Source organism: Roseomonas sp. 18066 (assembly GCF_902706185.1).
GTDB lineage: Bacteria > Pseudomonadota > Alphaproteobacteria > Acetobacterales > Acetobacteraceae > Pseudoroseomonas.
Genome location: NZ_CACSJM010000122.1, coordinates 1 through 20,138 on the forward strand (window position 1 = coordinate 1; position 20,138 = coordinate 20,138).

The following is a 20,138-nucleotide window of genomic DNA, read 5'->3' on the forward strand; positions in this document are numbered from 1 at the left end:
GCCCGCCGCCCCGCGCCGGCCGCCCTGCGCAGCGCCTCTTTCCTGTCCGCGGAGACATCGCCCCAGTGCCCAGCCCTTCTCCTTCCCGCTCCTCCTGGCTCGGCGGCGCCGCGCTGCTCGGCGCCCTGGCGATCGCCGCCCCCGCCGCGGCGCAAAGTGCTGCCACGCTGCGCGGCGAGCTCACCACGCTGCAGAACCGGCTGCAGGCGCTGGAAGCCGCGCAGGCCCGCAGCGCCGCCGAGGCCGCCCGCGCCCAGGCCGAGCAGGAGCAGATCCGCTCGCGCCTCGCCGCGCAGCCGAGCCTGGCCGGCAGCTTTCCGCGCTCGGTGAAGATCCCGGGCACCGAGACCTCGGTGCGGCTCTATGGCTTCGCCCGGCTGACCGGGTCCTATGATTTTGGCGGCCGCAACCGCAGCGACGTGCAATCGGCGAACAGCGTGCCCCTGACCCGGGGTGCGGCGGAGCGCCAGGGCGGCGACTTCCAGTTCGGCGCGCGGCGCTCGCGCATCGGCGTCGAGACCCGCACCGACACGGCGCATGGCGTGGCGCGCAGCGTGCTGGAGATGGACTTCGCCGGCGCGCAGAGCACCGCCAGCACCAGCAGCCAGGGCAATTGGATCCCGCGCCTGCGCCATGCCTATGTCGAATTCGCCGGCTTCACCCTGGGCCAGACCACGACGCTGTTCGGCGACACCACCAATGCCGAGCTGCTCGATTCCTACACCTATCTCGGCATGACCGGCTTCCGCCAGGCGCAGCTGCGCTACACCGCAGGCCTCGGCGACGGGGTCAGCCTGGCGGTGGCGCTGGAGAACCCGGTCAGCGACTTCACCAGCGATGCCGGGTCGCGCGTGCCGGATTCCGACGGCAGCGCGCCGGCGGTCGCCATCAACCGCATGCCCGACCTGGTGCTGCGGCTGATGAGCACGGGGTCCTGGGGCAATGTGGCGCTGCAGGGGCTGCTGCGCCGCATCGACTATACCAACAAGGCGCCGGTCGATGCCGCGCAGCGCTTCGACGGCGAGGAATGGGGCTATGGCCTGGCCCTTGGCGGCTCGGTGGCCACCTTCGGCAAGAGCCGCGCCTTCGGCCGCGTCGCCTATGGCGAGGGCATCGGCCGCTACCTGGAAGTGATCGGCTCCGGCGCCACCACCAATGCCGGGCTGGCCGGCGTCACGGCGCGGAATGCCTCGCTCGACCTGGTGAAGACCTCGACCATCGTGCTCGGCTACCAGCAATGGTGGACCGACACGGTGCGCAGCACGGTCGCCGGCGCCCTGGCCCGCAACAGCTTTTCTTCATACGCGCGGGATTTCTCCGCCTCCACCCAGAACCTGCAGAATCGCACCACCAGCCAGTTCGTCGCCAACCTGGTCTGGTCGCCGATCCCCGACCTCGATGTCGGCATCGAATACGACTATGCCGAGCGCGGCCTGCTGGCGCGTTCCACCGAAGGCGCGCAGCGCGGCGTCGGCCAACGGCTGCTGACCACGGCGACCTACCGCTTCTGATCGGAAGCCTGCCGGCGGCGCGGCGACGGGGCCGCGCCGCCCACCTCGGCCAGCACCTCCTCCACCGCCGTGGCCAGCGCCGCGGCATGGCGCGACAGCGGATGCGTCGCCTCGCTCATCAGCATCACCGGCAGCGGGATGGCCGGGCGAAACGGCCGCCAGCCGATGCCGGTCAGCCCGATCGCCGCCCCCAGCCCATCCACCACGGCGACGCCGATGCCCTGCTGCACGCAGGTGGCGGCGACCAGGGTCATGGTCACCTGCAGCACCGTCTCCCGCCGGCAGCCGGCGGCGTCAAAAGCGCGGTCGAGCAGCTGGCCGAAGAAGGTCTCGGGGCCGAAGGAGATCAGCGGCTCGCCCGCCAGATCCGCGGGCGTCACGAAGGGCTTCTGCAGCAGCGCATGGCCCTCGGGCGCCATGAAGATCATCTCGACATTGCCCAGCGCCCGCGCCGCCAGCCCTGGCGACTGCACCGGCGACATGGCCAGGCCGAAATCCACCTCGCCGGCCACCACCGCCGAGGCCACCTCCCGCGCCGGCAGCAGATGCGTCGACAGCCGGACATTGGGATGCGTGCCGCGAAACCGCTGCGCCGCGCGCGGCAGCAGCATCGCCGCGCAGGCCGAGGAGGCCGCGACCCGCACCAGCCCGGCGCCGCCGGTGCGCACCTCGCCGGCCAGGCGGCGGAAGGAGGACATCTCGCCGATGATGCGGTCGGCATCGGGCAGCAGCCGCTCGGCCTCCGGCGTCGGATAGAGCCGCCCGCGCACCGGCCGGAACAGCGGAAATCCGATCCTTCGTTCGGCGGCCTGGATCGCCTGGCTCACCGCCGGCTGGGAAATGCCGAGGAAGGCGGCGGCGCCGGTGATGGTGCCGCTGCGCATCACCGCGTGAAAAATCTCGATCTGCCGGGCATTCATCGCCTGCCTGCCCCCGCCAACCCATAAGCATTGATTATACCCTTCCCGAAAGATTTTTGTCGACCGCGGCGCCGCGCTGCCCATAATTCCGATCCGGCGACAGACGAGGGATCGAGGCCTATGGGTCACCGGGTGGGTGTGGATATCGGCGGCACCTTCATGGATTTCTGCCTCTGGGATGACGAGCGGGAGGAGATGCACAGCCTGAAGGTGCTCACCACCCCCGACCGCCCGGGCGCCGAGCTGCTGAAGGGGCTTTCTCTCCTGCAGGAGCGCTACGGCGTGGCGCCGGAGAGCATCACCAGCTTCGTCCATGGCACCACCGTCGGCATCAACACGGTGATCCAGCGCAAGGGCGCCAAGCTGGCGCTGCTGACCACCGCCGAGTTCGAGGATGTCATCGAGCTGGCCCGGCTGCGCATGCCCGAGGCCTACAGCCTGTTCTCCCGCCGCGGCGCCCCGCTGGTGCCGCGCGACCGCATCTTCGGCGTGGGCGGCCGCGTGCTGGCGAATGGCGAGATCGAAGCCCCGCTCGACGAAGCCTCGGTGCTGGCGGCGGTGGAAAAAGCGCGGGCAAAGGGCGTCGAGGGCATCGTCATCGCCTTCCTCAACGCCTATCGCAACCCGGCGCAGGAGGAGGCGGCGGCGGCCATCGTCGCCCGCGCCGCACCCGAGCTCTTCGTCTTCCGCTCCAGCGAGGTCTGGCCGGTGATCCGCGAATACGAGCGGACCACGACGGCGCTGATCAACGGCTATGTCCACCCGAAGATCCGCGACTATCTCGACCGGCTGATCGAGACGCTGCGCGGCCAGGGTGTCACCGTCGAGCCGCTGATCACCAAGAGCAATGGCGGCGTCATGTCGGCCGCCCTCGGCCGCCGCAACTGCGTCGGGATGGTGCTGTCCGGCACCGCATCGGGCGTGATGGGCGCCGCCTGGGTGGCGCGCGAGGCGGGCGAGTGCCAGGTCATCACCCTCGATATCGGCGGCACCAGCGCCGATATCGCGCTGGTCGTCGACGGCCAGCCGCAATTCGGCGTCGGCGAGAAGATCGGCGATCTTCCTTTGTATATCCCAAGCGTCGCGGTGTCGTCGATCGGCGATGGCGGCGGCTCGATCGCCTGGGTCGACGGCTATGGCGTGCTGAAGGTGGGCCCCGAAAGCGCCGGCTCCACCCCCGGCCCCGCCTGCTACGGCCGCGGCGGCACGCGCCCCACCATCACCGACGCCTTCGCCGTCTGCGGCTTCCTGGGCCAGCACGACCTGGCCTATGGCGCCTTCCGCCCCGACGTGGCCCTGGCGCGGCAGGCCATCGCGACGCTGGCAGAACCGCTCGGCCTTGGGCTGGAGCAGGCGGCGGAGGCGATCATCCGCATCGCGCTGTCCGGCATGTTCGTCGAGGTCAACAAGACCGTCGCCCGCTACGGCGTCGACCCGCGCGATTTTTCGCTGCTGACCTTCGGCGGCGCCGGCCCGATGCTGGGCTGCTTCCTGGGGCGCGAGCTCGGCATGCGGCGCATGCTGATCCCCGCGCGGCCCGGCGTGGTCAGCGCCCTCGGCGGGCTCGTCGCCGACGTGAAGAACGATTTTATCCGCACGCTCTTCGCGGACGCCGTGCCCGAAGCCAGCGAAACGCTGGCCGCCGAGGCCGAGGCGCTGCTGGCCCGCGGCGAAGACTGGCTGCGCAACGACCAGAAGTTCGCGGGCGAGGCGCGGCCGGGCTGGTTCGCCGACATGCGCTATCGCGGCCAGTCCTTCGAGATCGAGGTGCCGCTGGACGACGCCGATGTCCGCGCCGGCGACATGGCGCTGATCGCCGAGGCCTTCCACCGCGCGCATGAGGGCATCTACGCTTTCTGCGACCGCGACTCCGTGGCGCAGATCGTCAATCTCCGGCTGGTGATGAGCGGCGCGGCCCAGAAACCCTTCCTGCGCCCGCTGCCGCCGGCCGATGCCGCGCCCCCCACAGCAGAGAGAAACCTGCGGGTCTTCTTCGACGATGCCTGGCAGGAAGTGCCGCTCTATGCGCGCGCCAGCCTGCGCGCCGGGCATCGCTTCGCCGGCCCCTGCGTCGTGGCGCAGGACGACACCACCGCCTGCATCCCGCCCGGCTTCGCCGCCAGCGTGGACCGCATGGGCAACATCCTTCTCGAAGCGGCGGAGTGAACGCCATGGCGCTCGACAAGATCACGCTGCAGATCCTGGCCAACCACACCCGGGCCGCGGCCGAGAACATGGCCTACACGCTGTACCGCACGGCGCATTCGACCTTCGTCAAGGAGACGGAGGATTTTACTATTCAGATCCTGGACGCCCAGGGCCGTACCTGCGCGGTGCCGGCGGATCTGGGCGCCACATGGTATGCCGGGCTCGACTTCGGCAAGGCGATCCCGATGATCCCCGACTATGAGCCGGGCGACATCGGTTTCACCAACGACCCCTATTCCGGCTTCCTCGCCACCCACACGCCGGACCTCGTCATCTGGAAGCCCATTTTCCATGATGGCGAGATCATCTGCTACTGCTCCGGCCATATCCACAACACGGACATGGGCGGCGCTGTCCCCGCTTCCTTGTCGCGCGCACTCACAGAGGTGCATCAGGAGGGCATCCGGTTCCGCCCCTCCAAGCTCTATCGCAAGGGGGTGCTGAACCAGGAGCTGCTGGACGTGATGATGACCAACGTCCGCAAGCCCGAGCTCAACATCGGCGACCTGAAGGCCTTCGTCGGCGCCATGAACACCGGCGAGCGCAAGGTGCGCGAGATGATCGCCAAGTTCGGCGCCGCCACGCTGAAGCAGGGCCTGTCCGACCTGCTCGACTATGCCGAGCACCAGGCGCGCGAGATCCTTCGCTCGATCCCGGACGGCGAATATTTCTTCGCCGATTATGCCGACGAGGACGGCCCCGACGGCTTCCCGGCGCGGCTGGCGGTGACGCTGCGCATCCAGGGCGATTCCGCCGTGCTGGACTTCACCGGCAGCGATCCGCAGCTGACCTCCTCGCTGAACGTGCCGACCGGCGGCAATCCGCATCACACGCTGATGCTGGTCGGCGTCTACTACGTCCTCTACTCGCTGAACCCCAACCTGCTGCTGAACTACGGCCTGGTGCGCGCCTTCCACTGCATCCTGCCCGAGGGCAGCATGGTCAATCCGCAATTCCCCGCCGCCGTCGGCATGCGCTCGCTCTCCTGCGCGCGGCTGCGCAGCCTGCTGATCGGCGCCTTCGGCCTGGCCATGCCGGAGCGCATGCCGGCCGCCCCCGCCGGCTCCTCCTCCATCGTCAATGTCATGACGCATGACGACAGCACCGGCGAGGCCGTCATCGCCGCGGTCAACCCCGTGGTTGGCGGCGCCGGCGGCATGCCGCATGGCGACGGCACCGACGGCTCCGGGGCGGATGCCGCCTATCTCAAGAACACGCCGATCGAGATCACCGAGGCCGAGGTGCCGATCCGCTTCCGCGCCTATGGCCTGGCCTCCGGCACCGGCGGCGCCGGGCGCTGGCGTGGCGGGTTGGCGACGCGGATGGAATTCGAGGTCTTCACGCCGCACACGCGCATCACCGCGCGCAACCGCGACCGCTGCCGCTTCCAGGCCTGGGGCATCCTCGGCGGCAAGGCGGGCAAGCCCTCGACCATGTCGCTCAACCCCGGGCGCGCCGATGCGCGGCTGCTGAACAACATCGACACCTTCACCGCCAATCCGGGCGATGTCATCCGCATCGTCTCGCCCGGCGGCGGCGGCCGCGGCGACCCGCTGCTGCGCGAGCCGGAGCGCGTGCTGCAGGATGTCATCTGCGGCTATGTCCTGCCCGAGGCGGCGCGCGACGATTACGGCGTCGTGCTCGATGGCGAGCGCATCGACCTCGCGGCCACCGAGGCGCTGCGCGCCGAACGCCGCGCCCCGGCGGCGCTGCCGCATTTCCACTTCGGCGAAGCGCGCGACGCCTATGAGCGCATCTGGACCGCCGAGGCCTATGGCGCGCTGACCCGCATCCTGGCCGGCCTGCCGATCCATTGGCGCTTCTTCGTCAAGCACAAGCTGATGCGCGCCATCACCGCGGAAGGCGGCGGCGCCGCGGCGGTGGACGCGGCCTATGTCGCGCTGCTCGACAGCCTGCCGCATATGCGGCGCCAGGTGTCGGCCGAATGACGATGCCGGAGATTTTCGTTGAAGGCTTCGCCACGACGCCCTGGTGGTGGGAGGGCTTCGCGCCGCCCGAGGACGCGCCCGCCGAGCTGCCGAAAGACGTCGACGTGCTGATCGTCGGCGGCGGCTATGCCGGCATCTCCTGCGCCCTGACGCTCGCCGAGGCGGGCCGCGCGCCGCTGGTGCTGGAGGCCGGCCGGCTCGGCTGGGGCGCCAGCAGCCGCAATGGCGGCCAGGTCACCGGCGGCGTCAATGTCGGCAAGATCCCTGGCGGTGGCAATGCCGTGCAGAACGCGGCGGACCAGCGCAACGCCATGCTGCGCGACGCGGCGGGCGGCATGCGTCACCTGCTGGCCACCATCGAACGGCTCGGCATTGATTGCGGCTGGCACGCGACCGGGCGGCTGACGGCGCTGTGGACGGCGTCGCATGCGGTGGGCTGGGCGAAGCGCCTGCCCGATCTCAACCAGCATGCCGAAGCGGATGCCCGCATGGTGTCGCGCGACGAAATGCGCGCCATGATCGGCAGCGACTTCTATCCGGGCGGCGTGATGATCGGTCGCGCCGGCCACCTGCATCCGGCGAAGCTTTTCGGCGGGCTGCTCGATGCCGCCCGCCGCGCCGGCGCCCGCGCGCATGGCGGCACCGCGGTCGATGCCATCGCCCGCGCGCCGGGCGGCTGGCAGGTCAGCACCAGCCGTGGGACTTTCAGCGCCAACCATGTCGTCATCGCCACCAACGGCTATACCGGCGGCCTGGTGCCGAAGATGCAGCGCCAGCTGATCCCGGTGACGACGCATATGATCGCGACCGAGGCGCTGCCGCCGGGCCTCGCGCAGACACTGATGCCAGGCAACCATGCGGTCTCCGAGACGCGGCGCGTGGTCAACCACTACCGCCTGTCGCCCGACGGGACGCGTCTGCTCTTCGGCGGCCGCGCGCGCTTCTTCCCCGCCGCCGAGACCACCACCGCCGCCATCCTGCACCGGCTGATGACGCAGCGCTTCCCCGCGCTGCGCGGCGTCAAGGTCACGCATAGCTGGGGCGGCAAGGTGGCCGTGCCCTTCGACTACCTGCCGCATATCGGCCAGCAGGACGGGCTGCATTACGCGCTGGGCTGCAACGGCAGCGGCGTGGTGATGATGAACTGGCTCGGCCATGCCGTGGCGCGCCGGCTGCTCGGCGACGCTGCGCCCGCCGCGGCTTTCGAGCTCGGCCAGATGCCCACCCATCCGCTCTTCCACGGCACGCCCTGGTTCCTGCCGGCGGTCGGCACCTACTACCAGGTGCGCGACTGGATGGAGCGCCGCCCCGCCGCAACGACGGCAGCCTGACGGGGCCAAGAACAGCGCCTGACGACGGTGACAGACGAATGAAGAAGGCTTCCCGATGCGTGACTCCAAGCCGCCGGCCAGCATCATGCTGCGCCGGCGCAGCCTTCTGGCGGCACCGCTTGCCGCCACCCTTCCCTTGCCCGCCGCGGCGCAGCCGGCCTGGCCGGCGCGGCCGATCCGCTTCGTCGTGCCGCTCGGGCCCGGCGGCGCCACCGACATCGTCATGCGCATCCTGGCGCCGAAGCTGTCGGAGATCCTCGGCCAGAGCTGCATCGTCGAGAACCGCGTCGGCGCCGGCGGCGTCGTCGGCACCGACAATGTCGCCAAGTCGGCGCCGGACGGCTACAGCTTCGTCCATGCCTCCGTCTCCTCGGTGATCATCGCCAGCTCGCTCTACAAGACGCTGCCCTATGATCCGGAGCGCGACCTGACGGCGATCTCGCCCTCGGTCTTCGTGCCGCTGACGCTGTCGGTGACGACGAAGAATTTCGCCGTGACCTCGGTGCAGGAGCTGATCGCGACGATGAAGGCGGCGCCGGGCAAGCTGAGCTTCGCCAGCAACGGCACCGGCGCCACCAGCCATCTGGCGGGGTCGAACCTGTTGCGGCTGTCGGGCTGCGAGGCGGTGCATATCCCCTATCGCAGCGGCGCCGAGGCGCTGGCGGCGCTGGTCAATGGCGACGTGCAATTCGCCTTCGACATCGCCGTGCTGCACAGGGAACAGGCCAAGGCCGGGCATATCCGCATGATCATGGCGACGCCCGACCGCCAGCCGCTGATCCCCGAGGTGCCGAACAACACCGAGGCCGGGCTGCCGGCGCTGAAGGCCTATTCCTGGTTCGGCATCTTCGGCCCGGGCGGCCTGCCGAAGCCGATCGTCGACAAGCTTGCGGCCGCCATGGCCCAGGCCCTGGCCGATCCCGCGATCCGCGAAAGGCTGGAGCAATCCGGCATGCCGCCGATGCTCGACTACGACCCCGGCAAGTTCGCGACCTTCATGGCGGAGGAGCGTAATTTCTGGCCGCCCATCGTCCGCGCCAGCGGCGCCACGGTGCAATAGGCGTCACCCTCCGCAGCAGGCTGGCAAGGCGCGAAACCTTGTCCAGCACGGCAAAGGCCGCGCGGATCAGGCGCCGCGCGGCCCTTTCACCACCCGCAGGCCGCGCCCGCCGAAGACCGGGATCGCCATCGCCCGTCGCCGGCGTCTCGCCCATCGCGGCCCCGATCCGTCTTGCACCACGCAGGCAAGCTCCGGCAGCGCGGCGCTTCGGTCGCATCACGGCCGCGCTGTCGCCGTGCTGGCGCGGATCATCGCGTAGAGCGCCTCGGCCGCCGGCGCCAGGCTTTCGCCGCGCCGCCGCACCAAGCTGAGCGAGCGGCGGATCACCGGCGCCACCAGCGGCACCTCGACCAGACGCGGCAGCAGCGGGCTGCCGCCGGGCATGGCGGGCAGGATGGCGGCGGCCAGGCCCGCGGCGGCCAGCGCCATGGCGCTCGGCGTGCTCTCCACCACATAGCGGCCGCGGCCGGGCAGGCCGGCGGCGCGCAATTGCCGCTCCACCGGCGCGCGGTTGCCGCTGCCGCCGCCCAGCATCACCAGGTCATGCCCGGCCAGCGCCGCCCATTCCACCTGCGCCGCGCCGGCCAGCGGATGGTCGGGGCGGCAGACCAGCACCATCGGGTCGGTCGACAGCAGCTCCTCCGCCAGGTCGGGCAGCGGGTCGCCGGCGATGTGGATGCCGAACTCGGCCTCGCCGCGGCGCACCGCCTCGGTGACATAGGCGCCCGACCGTTCCAGCAGCATGACGCGGTTGGCCGGAAAGCGCCGCGCATAGTCCACCAGGAGGTGCGGCAGCCGCTGATAGGCGACGGAGGGCATGGTGGCCAGGGTGACGTCGCCGGCCGAGAGCCGCGCCGTGGTGCGCAGCCGCTGCAGCCCCTCGGTCAGATCGGCGACAAGCCTTTGGGCGACAGGAAAGAACTCGCGGCCGACGGCGGTCAGGCTGGTGCGCCGCGTGGTGCGGTCGAGCAGCGCCAGGCCGACATAGGCTTCCAGCCGCTGGATGCGCCGGGTCAGGCCGGTCTGGGTCAGGGCCAGCTGCTCGGCGGCGCGGCTGAAGCTGCCCAGCTCGGCCACCTTCACGAAGGCCTGGATGTCGTCCATGGGCAGATGCATGCGCGTCCCGCATCAATCGATCACATAATTGCATTATACGAAGAGCGTCGGCTGCGCCAGGATGGCGGTCCCAGGATAGCGATGACGGCGCTGGCGACGGCGCCACAGAAAACAGGATCCACGCCGAATGCGCGGGATGAGGAAATGTCCGCACGCCGGGACCGGCGCGCCATGAGCCACGCCGTGCCGAATTCATCGGGCAGCGCGGCGCCGCGCCTGGCGGTGCCGCCGGGCGCCTGCGACGCGCATCTGCACATCATCGACGATCGCTTCCCTGGCGCGGGTCCTTCGCCGGGGATGACGCTGGCCGATTATCGCGCGCTGCAGCGGCGGCTGGGCGTCACGCGCGCCGTGCTGGTGCAGGCCAAGCATCACGGCACCGACCCCGCCTGCATGCTGGATGCCCTGGCGCAGCTGGGCGCGGATGGCCGTGGCATCGCCGTGCTGACGCCGGATCAGGCGACGCCGGCGCTGCTGCGGACGCTGCATGTGGCCGGCGTGCGCGGGCTGCGCTTCAGCCTGTGGAACCCTGCCGATCAGCTGGTGACGCTCGACATGCTGCGCCCGCTCGTGGCGAAGATCGCGCCGCTGGGCTGGCACGCGCAGATCCACATGACCGGGCCGCAGATCGTCGAGGCCGAATCCGTTCTCTCAGCGCTCCCCTGCCCCATCGTCTTCGACCACATGGCGCGGCTGCCGGTGGCCGAGGGTCCGAACCATCCCGGCTTCGCCGTGGTCGCCCGTCTGCTGGCGCGCGGCGATGTCTGGGTGAAACTGTCCGGCGCCTATCTGAACACGACCACCGGCGCGCCCTATGACGATGCCAGCCGCATCGCCCGCGCCTTCGTCGCCGAGGCGCCCGACCGCATGGTCTGGGGCAGCGACTGGCCGCATGTCACCGAGAAGACGCACAAGCCGGATGACGCGCAGCTGCTCGACCTGCTCGGCGACTGGGCCGGCGGCACGGAGCGCGCCGCCCGCATCCTGCGCGACAATCCGGCGCAACTCTACGGATTCGCCTGAGGAATGCCCATGACTGTCACCTCCCTCGCCGCCATGCGCAGCAAGCTTTTCGTCCCCGGCAGCCGGCCGGAACTGTTCGCCAAGGCGCTGAGCTCGGCCGCCGATGCGCTGAGCTATGACCTGGAAGACGCCGTGGCCGAGGAGCGCAAGGCCGAGGCCCGCGCGGCCGTGGCGAAGACGCTGCGCGAGGCGCCGCCCTCGGCCGTCGGCAAGATCGCCATCGTCCGCGTCAATGCGCTGGGCACCGCGCATTTCGCGGACGACATCGCCGCCATCGTCGGGCCGGGGCTCGACGTCATCAACCTGCCGATGGTGCAGAGCGCCGAGGATATCCGCGCCGCCGTCGCAGTGATCGCCGCCGCCGAAGCCGCCGCCGGCACCGGCCCGATCGCCATCCTGGCCAATATCGAGACGCCGAAGTCGCTGCGCCTGGCGGCCGAGATCGCGACCGCCGATCCGCGCCTGGCCGGGCTGCAGATCGGCTATGGCGATCTGTTCGAGCCCTTCGGCATCGCCCGCGACGAGGAATCGGCGCTGCAATCGGTGCGGCTGGCGGTGCGCATCGCGGCCGCCGAGGCCGGCATCGCCGCCTTCGACGGGGCGCTGGCCGCCATCGCCTCGCCCGAGCGCTGCGGCGCCGAGGCCGCCGCCGCGCAGCGCCTGGGCTTCGCCGGGAAATCCTGCATCCATCCCAGCCAGATCGCGGTCGTCAACGCCGCCTTCCAGCCGCAGCCCAAGGCGCTGGCGCATGCCGCCCGCGTCGTCGCCGCCGCCGAGGATGCCGAGGCGCGCGGCATCGGCGCCTACACGGTCGACGGCCAGATGGTCGATGCCCCCTTCGTCGCCAGCGCCCGCGCCTTGCTGGCGCTGGCCGCGCGGATGGGGCTGCAGCCGCCGCAAGCCTGATCCGCCCAGAGCCTGAACTGCTCAGCACCACGTCCGGGAAAACAACATGTCCAACTCGAACTTCGCGGCGCCGACCCGCCGCCTGCTGCTGGGGGCCGCCGCCGGCGCGCTGGCCATGCCGGCGGTCGGCCGCGCCCAGGCCGCCTGGCCGCAGCGCAGCGTCCGCGTCATCGTGCCCTTCACGCCGGGCGGCTCGAACGACGCCGTCGCACGCCCGCTGGCGGAGCATTTCCAGCGCCGCCTGGGCCAGCCCTTCGTCGTCGAGAACCGCCCCGGCGCCGGCAGCACGCTGGGCTCGGCCGAGGTCGCGCGTTCGGCGGCCGATGGCTACACGCTGCTGGTGACCTCCTCGACCTTCTCGACCAGCGCGGCCACGCAGAAGACGCCCTATGACGCGCTCGGCGATTTCGAGGGCGTGGCGCTCTGCGCGACGGCGCCGCTGCTGGTGCTGGCGCCGAAGGATTTCCCGGCCAATACCCTGGCCGAGGCGGTGACCTATATCCGCGCCAATCCGGGCAAGGTGGATTACGGCTCGGCGGGTCCGGGCAGCATCAACCAGCTTTCCGCCGAGCTTTTCGCACAGCGCGCCGGCGGGCTGCAGCTGGTGCATATTCCCTATCGCGGCATGGGCCCGGCGACGACCGACCTCGTGGCCGGCACGATCCAGCTGCTGTTCACCACGGTGCCTTCCGCGGCCGGCCTGGTGAAGGATCAGACCGTCAAGATCCTGGGCTGGACCTCGGAATCGCGGCCTGCGACCGGGCCGCAGGCGCCGACGCCGAAGGAAAGCGGCCTGGACTACAGCGCCGAGATCTGGTGGGGGCTGATGGCGCGCCGCGGCACGCCGAAGCCGATCATCGAGCAGCTCAACAAGGTCGCCAACGAGGCGCTGGGCGAAGGGCGGCTCGCGCAATATCTGCGCAGCGAAGGCGCCGAGCCGCAGACCCGCGACGCCGCCGCCTTCGACAGCTTCCTGCGCGAGGATATCGGCCGCTGGAAGCAGGTGGCCACCGCCGCCAATATCCGCATCGAGTGAGGTGAGCCGCATGGAATCCCGCCTGCATCGCAAGGAATTCGACGCGACGGCGCGCGGCCCGCTGCATGGCGTGCGCGTGCTCGACCTGGCCCGCCTCGTCGCCGGCAACACGCTCAGCATGGTGCTGGGCGACCATGGCGCCGAGGTGATCAAGGTCGAACCGCCGGAGGGCGACACGCTGCGTGCCTGGAAGGTCAAGGGCGTCGAGACCTCCTGGAAAAGCTGGTGCCGCAACAAGAAGAGCATCTGCCTGGAGCTGCGCAATCCGGAAGCGCAGGCGATCGTCCGCCAGCTGGCGCGCGAGGCCGGGATCCTGCTGGAAAGCTTCCGCCCCGGCGTGCTGGAGGCGATGGGCCTCGGCCCTGACGTGCTGCATGCGATCAACCCGAAGCTCGTCATCGTGCGCATCAGCGGCTGGGGCCAGGACGGGCCGTTCCGCCACAAGCCGGGCTTCGGCACGCTGGTCGAGGGCTATTCCGGCTTCGCCGCCGTCAATGGCTTCGCCGATCGCGAGCCGGTGCTGCCGCCGATGTTCATGGGCGACTGCTATGCCGGCATCTATGGCGCGGCCAGCGCCACCATCGCGCTGCGCCATGCCGAGCTGACCGGCCAGGGCCAGGTGCTGGATCTGTCGCTGATCGACCCGATGCTGGCGGTGATGGACCCGCAGACAGCGAATTTCCGGCTGACGGGCAAGACCAAGGTGCGCACGGGCAGCCGCAGCACCAACACCGCGCCGCGCAACGCCTATCGCTGCCGCGACGGCGGCTGGGTCTGCCTGTCCTCCTCGACCCAGGGCATGACGGAGAAGCTGCTGCGCTCGATCTGCCGCGAAGAGCTCATCACCGATCCGCGCTTCCGCACCAATCCGGACCGGCTGGCGAACTGGCAGGAGCTGGACGCCATCATCGGCGACTATATCGGCGCCCGCGACAAGGCCGAGGTGCTGGCGCATTTCGACCAGGCCGGCGTCACCATCGGCCCGATCATGGATGCCGCCGACCTGCTGCAGGACGACTACGTCGCCGAGCGCGAGGCGCTGATCGAGGTGCCGGACGAGGACATGCCCGGCGGCTATGTGCCGATGCATGGCATGGTGCCGCGGCTGTCGGCGACGCCCGGCGTGCTGGCGCGGCGGGCGCCGAAGCTCGGCGAGCATAATGACGAAATCCTGCGCCCTGCCCTGGGCGAGGCGGAATTCTCCCGACTGGCCGCCGCGGGTGTGATCCGCGGCTGATCCCTCTGCGACAAACGGAACCCAAGAGAATGAACGTCAACACGCCCTTCGGCCGCCGCGGGCTGCTCGCCGGCGCCGGGCTCGCCCTGCTGCCGGCCGCCGCGCGGGCGCAAGAGAACTGGCCGGCGCGGCCGGTGCGCGTCGTGGTCAGCTACGGCGCCGGCGGCGCGGTGGACACCGTGGCGCGGCTGGTCTTCCAGCGCGTCGAGAAGAAGCTGGGCCAGCCCTTCGTCATCGAGAACCGCGCCGGCGCCGGCGGCAGCATCGCCGCGGCGGCGGTCGCGCAGTCGAAGCCCGATGGCTACACGCTGCTGCATGACGCCAGCGGCTTCGCCATCAACCCGGCGCTGCTGCCACGCCTGCCCTATGACCCGCTGCGCGACTTCTCGCCGATCGGCGCCATCGTGACGGTGCCCAACACGCTGCTGCTCGGCCCGGCCTGCCCGGCCAGCACGGTGGCCGAGCTGATCGCGCTCGCCAAGAAGACCCCGGGCGAGCTGACCTGCGCCAGCACCGGCACCGGCTCCTCGCAGCACCTGGCGCTGGAGCTGTTCAACCGCACCGCCGGCGTCGAGATCACCCATGTGCCCTATCGCGACGCGCCGGCGGCGCAGAACGACCTGCGCGCCGGGCGGATCAGCATGATCCTGTCGACGGCGACCTCGGCGCTTCCGATCCATGGACAGGACCGGCTGCGGGTGATCGCCCATACCGACGACACCCCAGTCGCGCGGTTGCCCGGCGTGCCCTCGGTCGCCGAGACGCTGCCGGGCTATCGCAGCCTGGAATGGCACGGGCTCTATGCCGCCGCCGGCCTGCCGCCCGCCATCGTCGCCGCGCTGAACACGGCTTTGGGCCAGACGCTGGCCGAGCCCGACCTGGTCGAGCGCCTGTCCGGCATCGGCGTGCGCGCCAGCCCGATGTCGCCCGATGCCTTCGCTGCCTTCCTGCGCGGCGAGATCGAGAAATGGGGCAAGCTGATCAAGGAGGCCGGGATCACCGTGGGATGATCCCGGCGCCCCATCCTGGCGCCTGGCTGTCTGTTCAGCCAGCCGGGCAGTTCAGCACCCGGACCATCAGGCGGCTGCCCTCGAGGGAGCCGCCATAGGGGTTCATCAGGGTGACCTCGGCGGCTTCATTGCCGGCGATGATCCGCGGGCCGAACGGCGCGCTCTTGCGCTGGCCGTTGCCCTGCAGCTCGGAATCGCCGCGCACGGTCAGCGTCTGGGGGCTGCGGTTGCGCAGCAGCACGCGGATGGTGGCGTTCCAGCCCGAGCCCTGCAGGAAGGCGCGCTCGGCGGCGACGCGGCAATTGGCCGGGGCGGTGAAGGTCAGGGCGGACCCGGCCCATGTCTGCGACTGGGCCAGGGCCGGGGCCACGGCCAGGACGGTGGGGGCGACGGCCAGCAGGAGGGCGGCGGCGAGGGTGCGCATGGCGTGATCTTCCAGGATCGTTGCGTTGCGTGATTTTTACCCGGACCGGTCCTCTCGTCCAGGTGAGCCCCTCTATGCCGGCGATAGAGATCCGCTATGGCGCCGGCAGCAGCGCCGCGACCGCTTCGGCAAAGCGGGAGAAGGCCGGCATGGCCAGGCCGTCCGGGGTGCCGAGGGCGAAGACGCCGATGGAGAGCGGCGGCGCCAGCCGGTGCAGCACGGCGCCGGGGCGGGCGGCGGCGGTGAACTCGTCGACGATGGCATGGCCCAGCCCGCAATCGACCAGGGCCTGGGCCAGGTAGTAGGTGCGCACCTCCATCGCCGGGGCGCGGTCGGCCAGGCCGTTTTCTTCCAGGGCCGCGGCCAGGATGCGGCCGAGCGGATCCTCGCGGCCGATGCCGATCCAGCCGCGCTCCGGCAGGTCTTCCAATCGCGTCGGGCCGGTGGGCGGCGGCGCGCCAGCGGGCGGCAGGTAGACGACGCCGGCACGGCCCAGCGGCCGGGCCTGGATGCCGGGCGGCAGCACCGGGTCGAAGGCGATGGCGATGTCCAGGTCGCGGCGCAGCAGCTGGGCGCAGAGCTCCTCCGCATGGTGGGTGCGGATTTCCAGCATCACCTCGGGGAAGCGCGGCTGGAAGGCGGCGACCGCCCGGGGGATCAGGTTCAGGCCGAGGCTCGGGATGCAGCCGATGCGCAGCCGCCCGCCGGGATGCTCGGCCAGGTTGCCGGCGACGCGGCGCACCTGGTCCAGGCTCTGCTGGAATTTTTTTGTCTGTTCGAACAGCGCCAGGGCCTCAGGCGTGGGGCGCAGCGATCCCTGGCGGCGGGCGAAAAGGACGATTCCAAGGTCGGCTTCGGCCGCCGCCAGCATCTTGCTCGCGGAAGGCTGGGCGATGCCCAGCGCCGCCGCCGCCCCGGACAGCGATCCCGCCTGCATCACCGCATGGAACAGCTCGATATGGCGCAGCCGCATCGGGATGCGCGGGCGCGCCCTGGTCGTCACGCCGCCTGCGCGAGCGGCGCCGCCATCTGCCAGCGGCGGTCGAGGCTGAAGGGGCCCAGCGGCAGGGCCGGCGCCGCGCCGGTGACCAGGTCGGTGACCAGCCCCGCGCTGCCGGCGGCGAAGGTGAAGCCCAGCGCGCCATGGCCGGTGTTGAGCCACAGATTGGCAAAAGGCGTCGCCCCCAGGAAAGGCTTGCTGTCGGGCGAGGCCGGCCGCGCGCCGCGCCAGGTCTCGGCCCGGTCATAATCGGCGGCCCGCGGCAAGCCAGCGCGCGCCTGGCGCTGCAGCAGCGCGAGCCGCGCGCTTTCCGTCGCGTCGACCGCGCGACCGAGATCGACCATGCCGGCGACGCGCAGCCGGTCGCCGAGCGGGGCGAAGACGATCTTGTGGTGCAGGTCGGTGATGCTCATCCGCGGACCCTTGGCCGAGATCGGCGCGGTCAGGCTGTAGCCGCGCAGCGGATAGACCGGCAGCGCCACGCCGAGGGGGGCCAGCAGCGCGCCGCTGGCCACGCCGGCGGCGAGGACGAAGCCATCGGCCTCCACCACCCCGCCCGCGGTTTCCACCGCGCGGATGCGGCCGCCTTCGCGGATCAGGCGGCGGGCGGGCTGGCCGGTCAGGATGCGGGCGCCGTGGCGTTCGGCGGCCAGGGCGGCGAGGCCTTCGGTGAAGCGGCGGCAGTCGCCGGTCTCTTCCGAGGGGGTGTGGATGGCGCCGGTCAGCGGGCCGCCGAAATCGGCCAGGGCCGGCTCGAGGGCGATGCAGGCGTCGCGGTCGAGGGCCGATTGCTCGCTGCCCAGGCTGGCCTGCAGCTGCATCTGGGCGCGGGCGACGGCGAAGGCCGCGGGGTCGCGATAGAGCACCAGCTTGCCGGAGAAGCTGTGGTCGAAGTCGATGGGGGCCTCGGCCAGGATGCCGTGCAGCTGCGCGCGGCTATAGGCGCCGAGGGCGAGCAGGGCCGCGGTGGTGCTGGCGGCGCGGCCGGTGGTGCAGGCGCGCAGGAAGCCGAGGCACCAGCGCCATTGGGCCGGGCTGAGCTCGGGGCGGAAGCGCAGGGCGCCTTCGCCTTGCAGCAGCATGGCGGGCAGGTGCTTCAGCGTGTCGGGCGAGGCGAGCGGCGCCACGTAGCTGTAGGAGAGCTGGGCGCCGTTGGCGTGGCTGGCGCCGCGGGCGATCTCGGGCCCGGCTTCCAGCAGGGTGACCTGGCAGCCGCGCCGGGCGAGGGACCAGGCCGTGGTGACGCCGATGACGCCGCCGCCGATGACGCAGAGATGCATGGCCCAAGCTCCCGGGGGGACCACCAGTCTGCCCAGCCCGCCATGCCATTTCAAATAGCGATTGGTGGGCCATCATAGCCCGAGGCTATATGAATGTGGGGGTCAGGGGGCATTCAATGCCCCCGGATTCTTGCTTAACTGGCCGCCTCCGCCTCCCGAATGAAGGCTTTCCGCGCGGCGAGCTCCCTGGCGAGCCGCTGCGACGCCGCGTCCCCGGTCTCGAAGATCGACCGGTTCCCCGCCCCGTTGGCGACCGCCCGGAAGTTGTCGCCTTCGACGATTTCCTGCAGCGTCGCGCGCAGCCGTTCGACGATGGCGGATGGCGTGGCCGTCGGCGCGAACATGCCGTTCCAGACGGTGAAGTCCGGCTCGGTGAGGCCGAGCTCCGCGGTGGTGGGGGTGTCGGGCAGCTCCGCCAGGCGGGTGCGGCCGACGACCAGCAGCGGCTTCAGCCGGCCTTCGCGGTGATGCGCCCCGGCGGTGGCGTAGTCGACGGCGCCGATCTGGACATGGCCGGCGACCAGGTCGATCAGCTGCGGCGCGGTGCCGCGATAGGGCACTTTCAGCAGGTCCAGCTTGAAGTGGCGGGCGAGCTGCTCGACCGACTGCTCGGAGACCGAGCCGCTGCCGGTGGTGCCGAAGGCCAGGCGGGGCTGGGCGCTGTCGCGGGCACGGGCCAGCAGGGAGGGCAGGTCGGCCACCGGCAGGGATGCGTTGGCCCAGAGGATGGAGGCGCTCTCCACCACCAGCCCGATCGGGGTGAAGTCGCGCAGCGGGTCGAACTGCACCGCCTCGCCCAGCGAGACGACGCTGCCGATGACGGCGGTGGTGTTGGCGACCAGCAGGGTGTGGCCGTCGGCCAGGCTGCGGGCGACATGGGTGACGCCGACGGTGCCGGTGGCGCCGGCGCGGTTGTCGATGACCACCGGCTGGCCGAGCTTCGGCGACAGGTCACGGGCGATGGCGCGGGCATAGGTGTCGGTGGGCCCGCCGGAGGGCCAGGGCACGACGATGCGCAGCGGCCGGCTGGGCCAGGCCTCCTGCGCGGCGGCGGGGCGGGGCAGCAGCGCGGGGGCCAGGGCCGCGGCGCCGAGCAGGCGCAGCGCATCGCGGCGCGAAGCGTCGTTCATGGTGCGTCCAGTCAAATGCGAGAGAATATCAGGCGGCGGCGGCGAGCCGAGCGGCGTTGGCCGCGGCGATCAGCGGCGTCGCCTCGGTGCGGACCAGCCAGTCGGGGCTGACCTCGGCGAAGCGGACGGTGCGGTCGGCGTCGATGACGAGGGCGGCGGGCATCGGCAGCTCCCAGCGGCCGAGGCCGGTGATCTCGCCGATCGGGCGGCCCTTGCGCCAGGCGGATTGGCGGGAGGCGGCGTCGTAGCTGTAGTCGATGCCGAGATGGCGGGCGAAGCCGTTGTCAGGGTCGCTGGCGATGGTGAAGTCCAGCACGTGGCGGCTGCGGATCTCGCGCAGCCGGGCCGGGACCTGCGGGCTGATGGCGATCAGCGGCACGCCGAGCTGGGCCAAGGCGGGGGCGAGCTGCCGCTGGTAGTAGGGCAGCGCGACATTGCAGGCGGGGCAGCCGGCGTAGCGGAAGAAGATCAGCACCGCGCGGCCGGCGAGGTCGAAGGCGCCGCGGTCGATATCGACCAGGCGGGCGGGCGGCAGGCGGTCGCCGCGGCGCGGGAAGCGGCGGGTGGCGGCTTCGCGCAGCAGCAGGGCGCGCTGGTCGATGTTGACGCGCAGGTCCTCGGCCGACCAGCTCCGCTCGCGGGCGGCGTGCAGCGAGGCCAGGAGGTGGCGCAGGCTTTCGGGCGGCATGACGACCATCGGCGGGGCTCCCTCACGGATCGAGGGGGGAGCCTATTTTTTCCCGCGCTATACCGTCAACATGATTCGTGTTTTTCCAGTTGCACGTTCTTGTACGGCTATATGCGCCGCAGCATGGGGCGGGGAATCGGCCTGTTACCTTGGGGGGATCGGCCACTTCGAAGCCGCCACCACGGCTGACCATTCAACGAAACAGGAAAGTCCAATACGCCGCCGGTCATCCCGTTCGATGACCTGACAGATCATCGCCGCGCGGCGCCGCGGCCGGCTAGGATGCCGCCCATGCAGCCCGCCCTCTCC

At 71.2% G+C, this 20,138-nt stretch carries 17 protein-coding genes; 10 read left to right on the plus strand and 7 right to left on the minus strand.

Annotated elements, in window-relative coordinates:
• The first annotated feature begins 65 nt into the window (after window positions 1-65).
• Entirely contained in the window at window positions 66-1,511 is a 1,446-nt protein-coding gene (locus GVN67_RS21520; RefSeq protein WP_235035411.1) for a DcaP family trimeric outer membrane transporter, read from the plus strand.
• On the opposite strand, the gene GVN67_RS21525 is transcribed toward GVN67_RS21520, so the two are convergent.
• Window positions 1,499-2,431: a LysR substrate-binding domain-containing protein gene (locus GVN67_RS21525; RefSeq protein WP_159999386.1), complete on the minus strand. Its 933-nt coding sequence runs from the start codon at window positions 2,429-2,431 to the stop codon at window positions 1,499-1,501. The two genes, GVN67_RS21520 and GVN67_RS21525, sit on opposite strands and share 13 nt — an antisense overlap.
• Before the next feature lie 120 nt (window positions 2,432-2,551).
• Here GVN67_RS21525 and GVN67_RS21530 point away from each other — a divergent pair, with 120 nt between their 5' ends.
• From GVN67_RS21530 to GVN67_RS21545, 4 genes are read left to right on the plus strand one after another with little or no spacing between them, the layout of a single operon-like run.
• Window positions 2,552-4,597: a hydantoinase/oxoprolinase family protein gene (locus GVN67_RS21530; protein WP_159999387.1), complete on the plus strand. Its 2,046-nt coding sequence runs from the start codon at window positions 2,552-2,554 to the stop codon at window positions 4,595-4,597.
• A 5-nt stretch (window positions 4,598-4,602) separates the two neighbouring features.
• Window positions 4,603-6,588 carry a hydantoinase B/oxoprolinase family protein gene (locus tag GVN67_RS21535; RefSeq protein WP_159999388.1) on the plus strand — a complete coding sequence of 662 codons (1,986 nt, stop codon included), beginning with the start codon at window positions 4,603-4,605 and terminating at the stop codon, window positions 6,586-6,588.
• 2 nt (window positions 6,589-6,590) lie between these two features.
• Window positions 6,591-7,919, plus strand: a complete 1,329-nt coding sequence (locus tag GVN67_RS21540; protein WP_200845337.1) for an FAD-binding oxidoreductase — start codon at window positions 6,591-6,593, stop codon at window positions 7,917-7,919.
• A gap of 55 nt (window positions 7,920-7,974) precedes the next feature.
• The gene (locus tag GVN67_RS21545; protein ID WP_159999390.1) at window positions 7,975-8,979 is read left to right on the plus strand and encodes a tripartite tricarboxylate transporter substrate binding protein; all 1,005 of its coding nucleotides are present in this window, start codon (window positions 7,975-7,977) and stop codon (window positions 8,977-8,979) included.
• 216 nt (window positions 8,980-9,195) lie between these two features.
• On the opposite strand, the gene GVN67_RS21550 is transcribed toward GVN67_RS21545, so the two are convergent.
• Entirely contained in the window at window positions 9,196-10,095 is a 900-nt protein-coding gene (locus tag GVN67_RS21550; protein WP_159999391.1) for a LysR family transcriptional regulator, read from the minus strand.
• A gap of 144 nt (window positions 10,096-10,239) precedes the next feature.
• Between GVN67_RS21550 and GVN67_RS21555 the strand changes: the two genes are divergently transcribed.
• The 5 genes from GVN67_RS21555 to GVN67_RS21575 are packed head-to-tail and all read left to right on the plus strand — an operon-like array spanning window position 10,240 to window position 15,307.
• Complete coding sequence (locus GVN67_RS21555) at window positions 10,240-11,118, plus strand: amidohydrolase (protein ID WP_235035412.1); 879 nt, start codon at window positions 10,240-10,242, stop codon at window positions 11,116-11,118.
• A gap of 9 nt (window positions 11,119-11,127) precedes the next feature.
• Window positions 11,128-12,024, plus strand: a complete 897-nt coding sequence (locus GVN67_RS21560) for a CoA ester lyase (protein ID WP_200845338.1) — start codon at window positions 11,128-11,130, stop codon at window positions 12,022-12,024.
• A gap of 46 nt (window positions 12,025-12,070) precedes the next feature.
• A complete protein-coding gene (locus tag GVN67_RS21565) occupies window positions 12,071-13,060 on the plus strand; it encodes a tripartite tricarboxylate transporter substrate binding protein (RefSeq protein WP_159999392.1) in 990 nt (329 codons plus the stop codon).
• 10 nt (window positions 13,061-13,070) lie between these two features.
• Window positions 13,071-14,297 (plus strand): CaiB/BaiF CoA-transferase family protein, encoded by a 1,227-nt coding sequence (locus tag GVN67_RS21570; protein WP_159999393.1) that lies wholly within the window; start codon window positions 13,071-13,073, stop codon window positions 14,295-14,297.
• A gap of 29 nt (window positions 14,298-14,326) precedes the next feature.
• Window positions 14,327-15,307, plus strand: a complete 981-nt coding sequence (locus GVN67_RS21575; RefSeq protein WP_159999394.1) for a tripartite tricarboxylate transporter substrate binding protein — start codon at window positions 14,327-14,329, stop codon at window positions 15,305-15,307.
• Between the two features lie 34 nt (window positions 15,308-15,341).
• Here GVN67_RS21575 and GVN67_RS21580 read toward each other — a convergent pair whose 3' ends face one another.
• The 5 genes from GVN67_RS21580 to GVN67_RS21600 all read right to left on the minus strand — a co-directional run bounded on the left by GVN67_RS21580 (window position 15,342) and on the right by GVN67_RS21600 (window position 19,838).
• Window positions 15,342-15,731: a hypothetical protein gene (locus tag GVN67_RS21580; RefSeq protein ID WP_159999395.1), complete on the minus strand. Its 390-nt coding sequence runs from the start codon at window positions 15,729-15,731 to the stop codon at window positions 15,342-15,344.
• A 94-nt stretch (window positions 15,732-15,825) separates the two neighbouring features.
• Window positions 15,826-16,734, minus strand: a complete 909-nt coding sequence (locus tag GVN67_RS21585; protein ID WP_159999396.1) for a LysR family transcriptional regulator — start codon at window positions 16,732-16,734, stop codon at window positions 15,826-15,828.
• A complete protein-coding gene (locus GVN67_RS21590; protein ID WP_159999397.1) occupies window positions 16,731-18,011 on the minus strand; it encodes a D-amino acid dehydrogenase in 1,281 nt (426 codons plus the stop codon). Before GVN67_RS21590 ends, GVN67_RS21585 begins: the two co-directional genes overlap by 4 nt.
• Before the next feature lie 134 nt (window positions 18,012-18,145).
• Window positions 18,146-19,141 carry a tripartite tricarboxylate transporter substrate binding protein gene (locus tag GVN67_RS21595; protein WP_159999398.1) on the minus strand — a complete coding sequence of 332 codons (996 nt, stop codon included), beginning with the start codon at window positions 19,139-19,141 and terminating at the stop codon, window positions 18,146-18,148.
• A 28-nt stretch (window positions 19,142-19,169) separates the two neighbouring features.
• On the minus strand, window positions 19,170-19,838 hold the full coding sequence (locus GVN67_RS21600; RefSeq protein ID WP_200845339.1) for a peroxiredoxin-like family protein: 669 nt from the start codon (window positions 19,836-19,838) through the stop codon (window positions 19,170-19,172).
• Window positions 19,839-20,138: the final 300 nt, after the last annotated feature.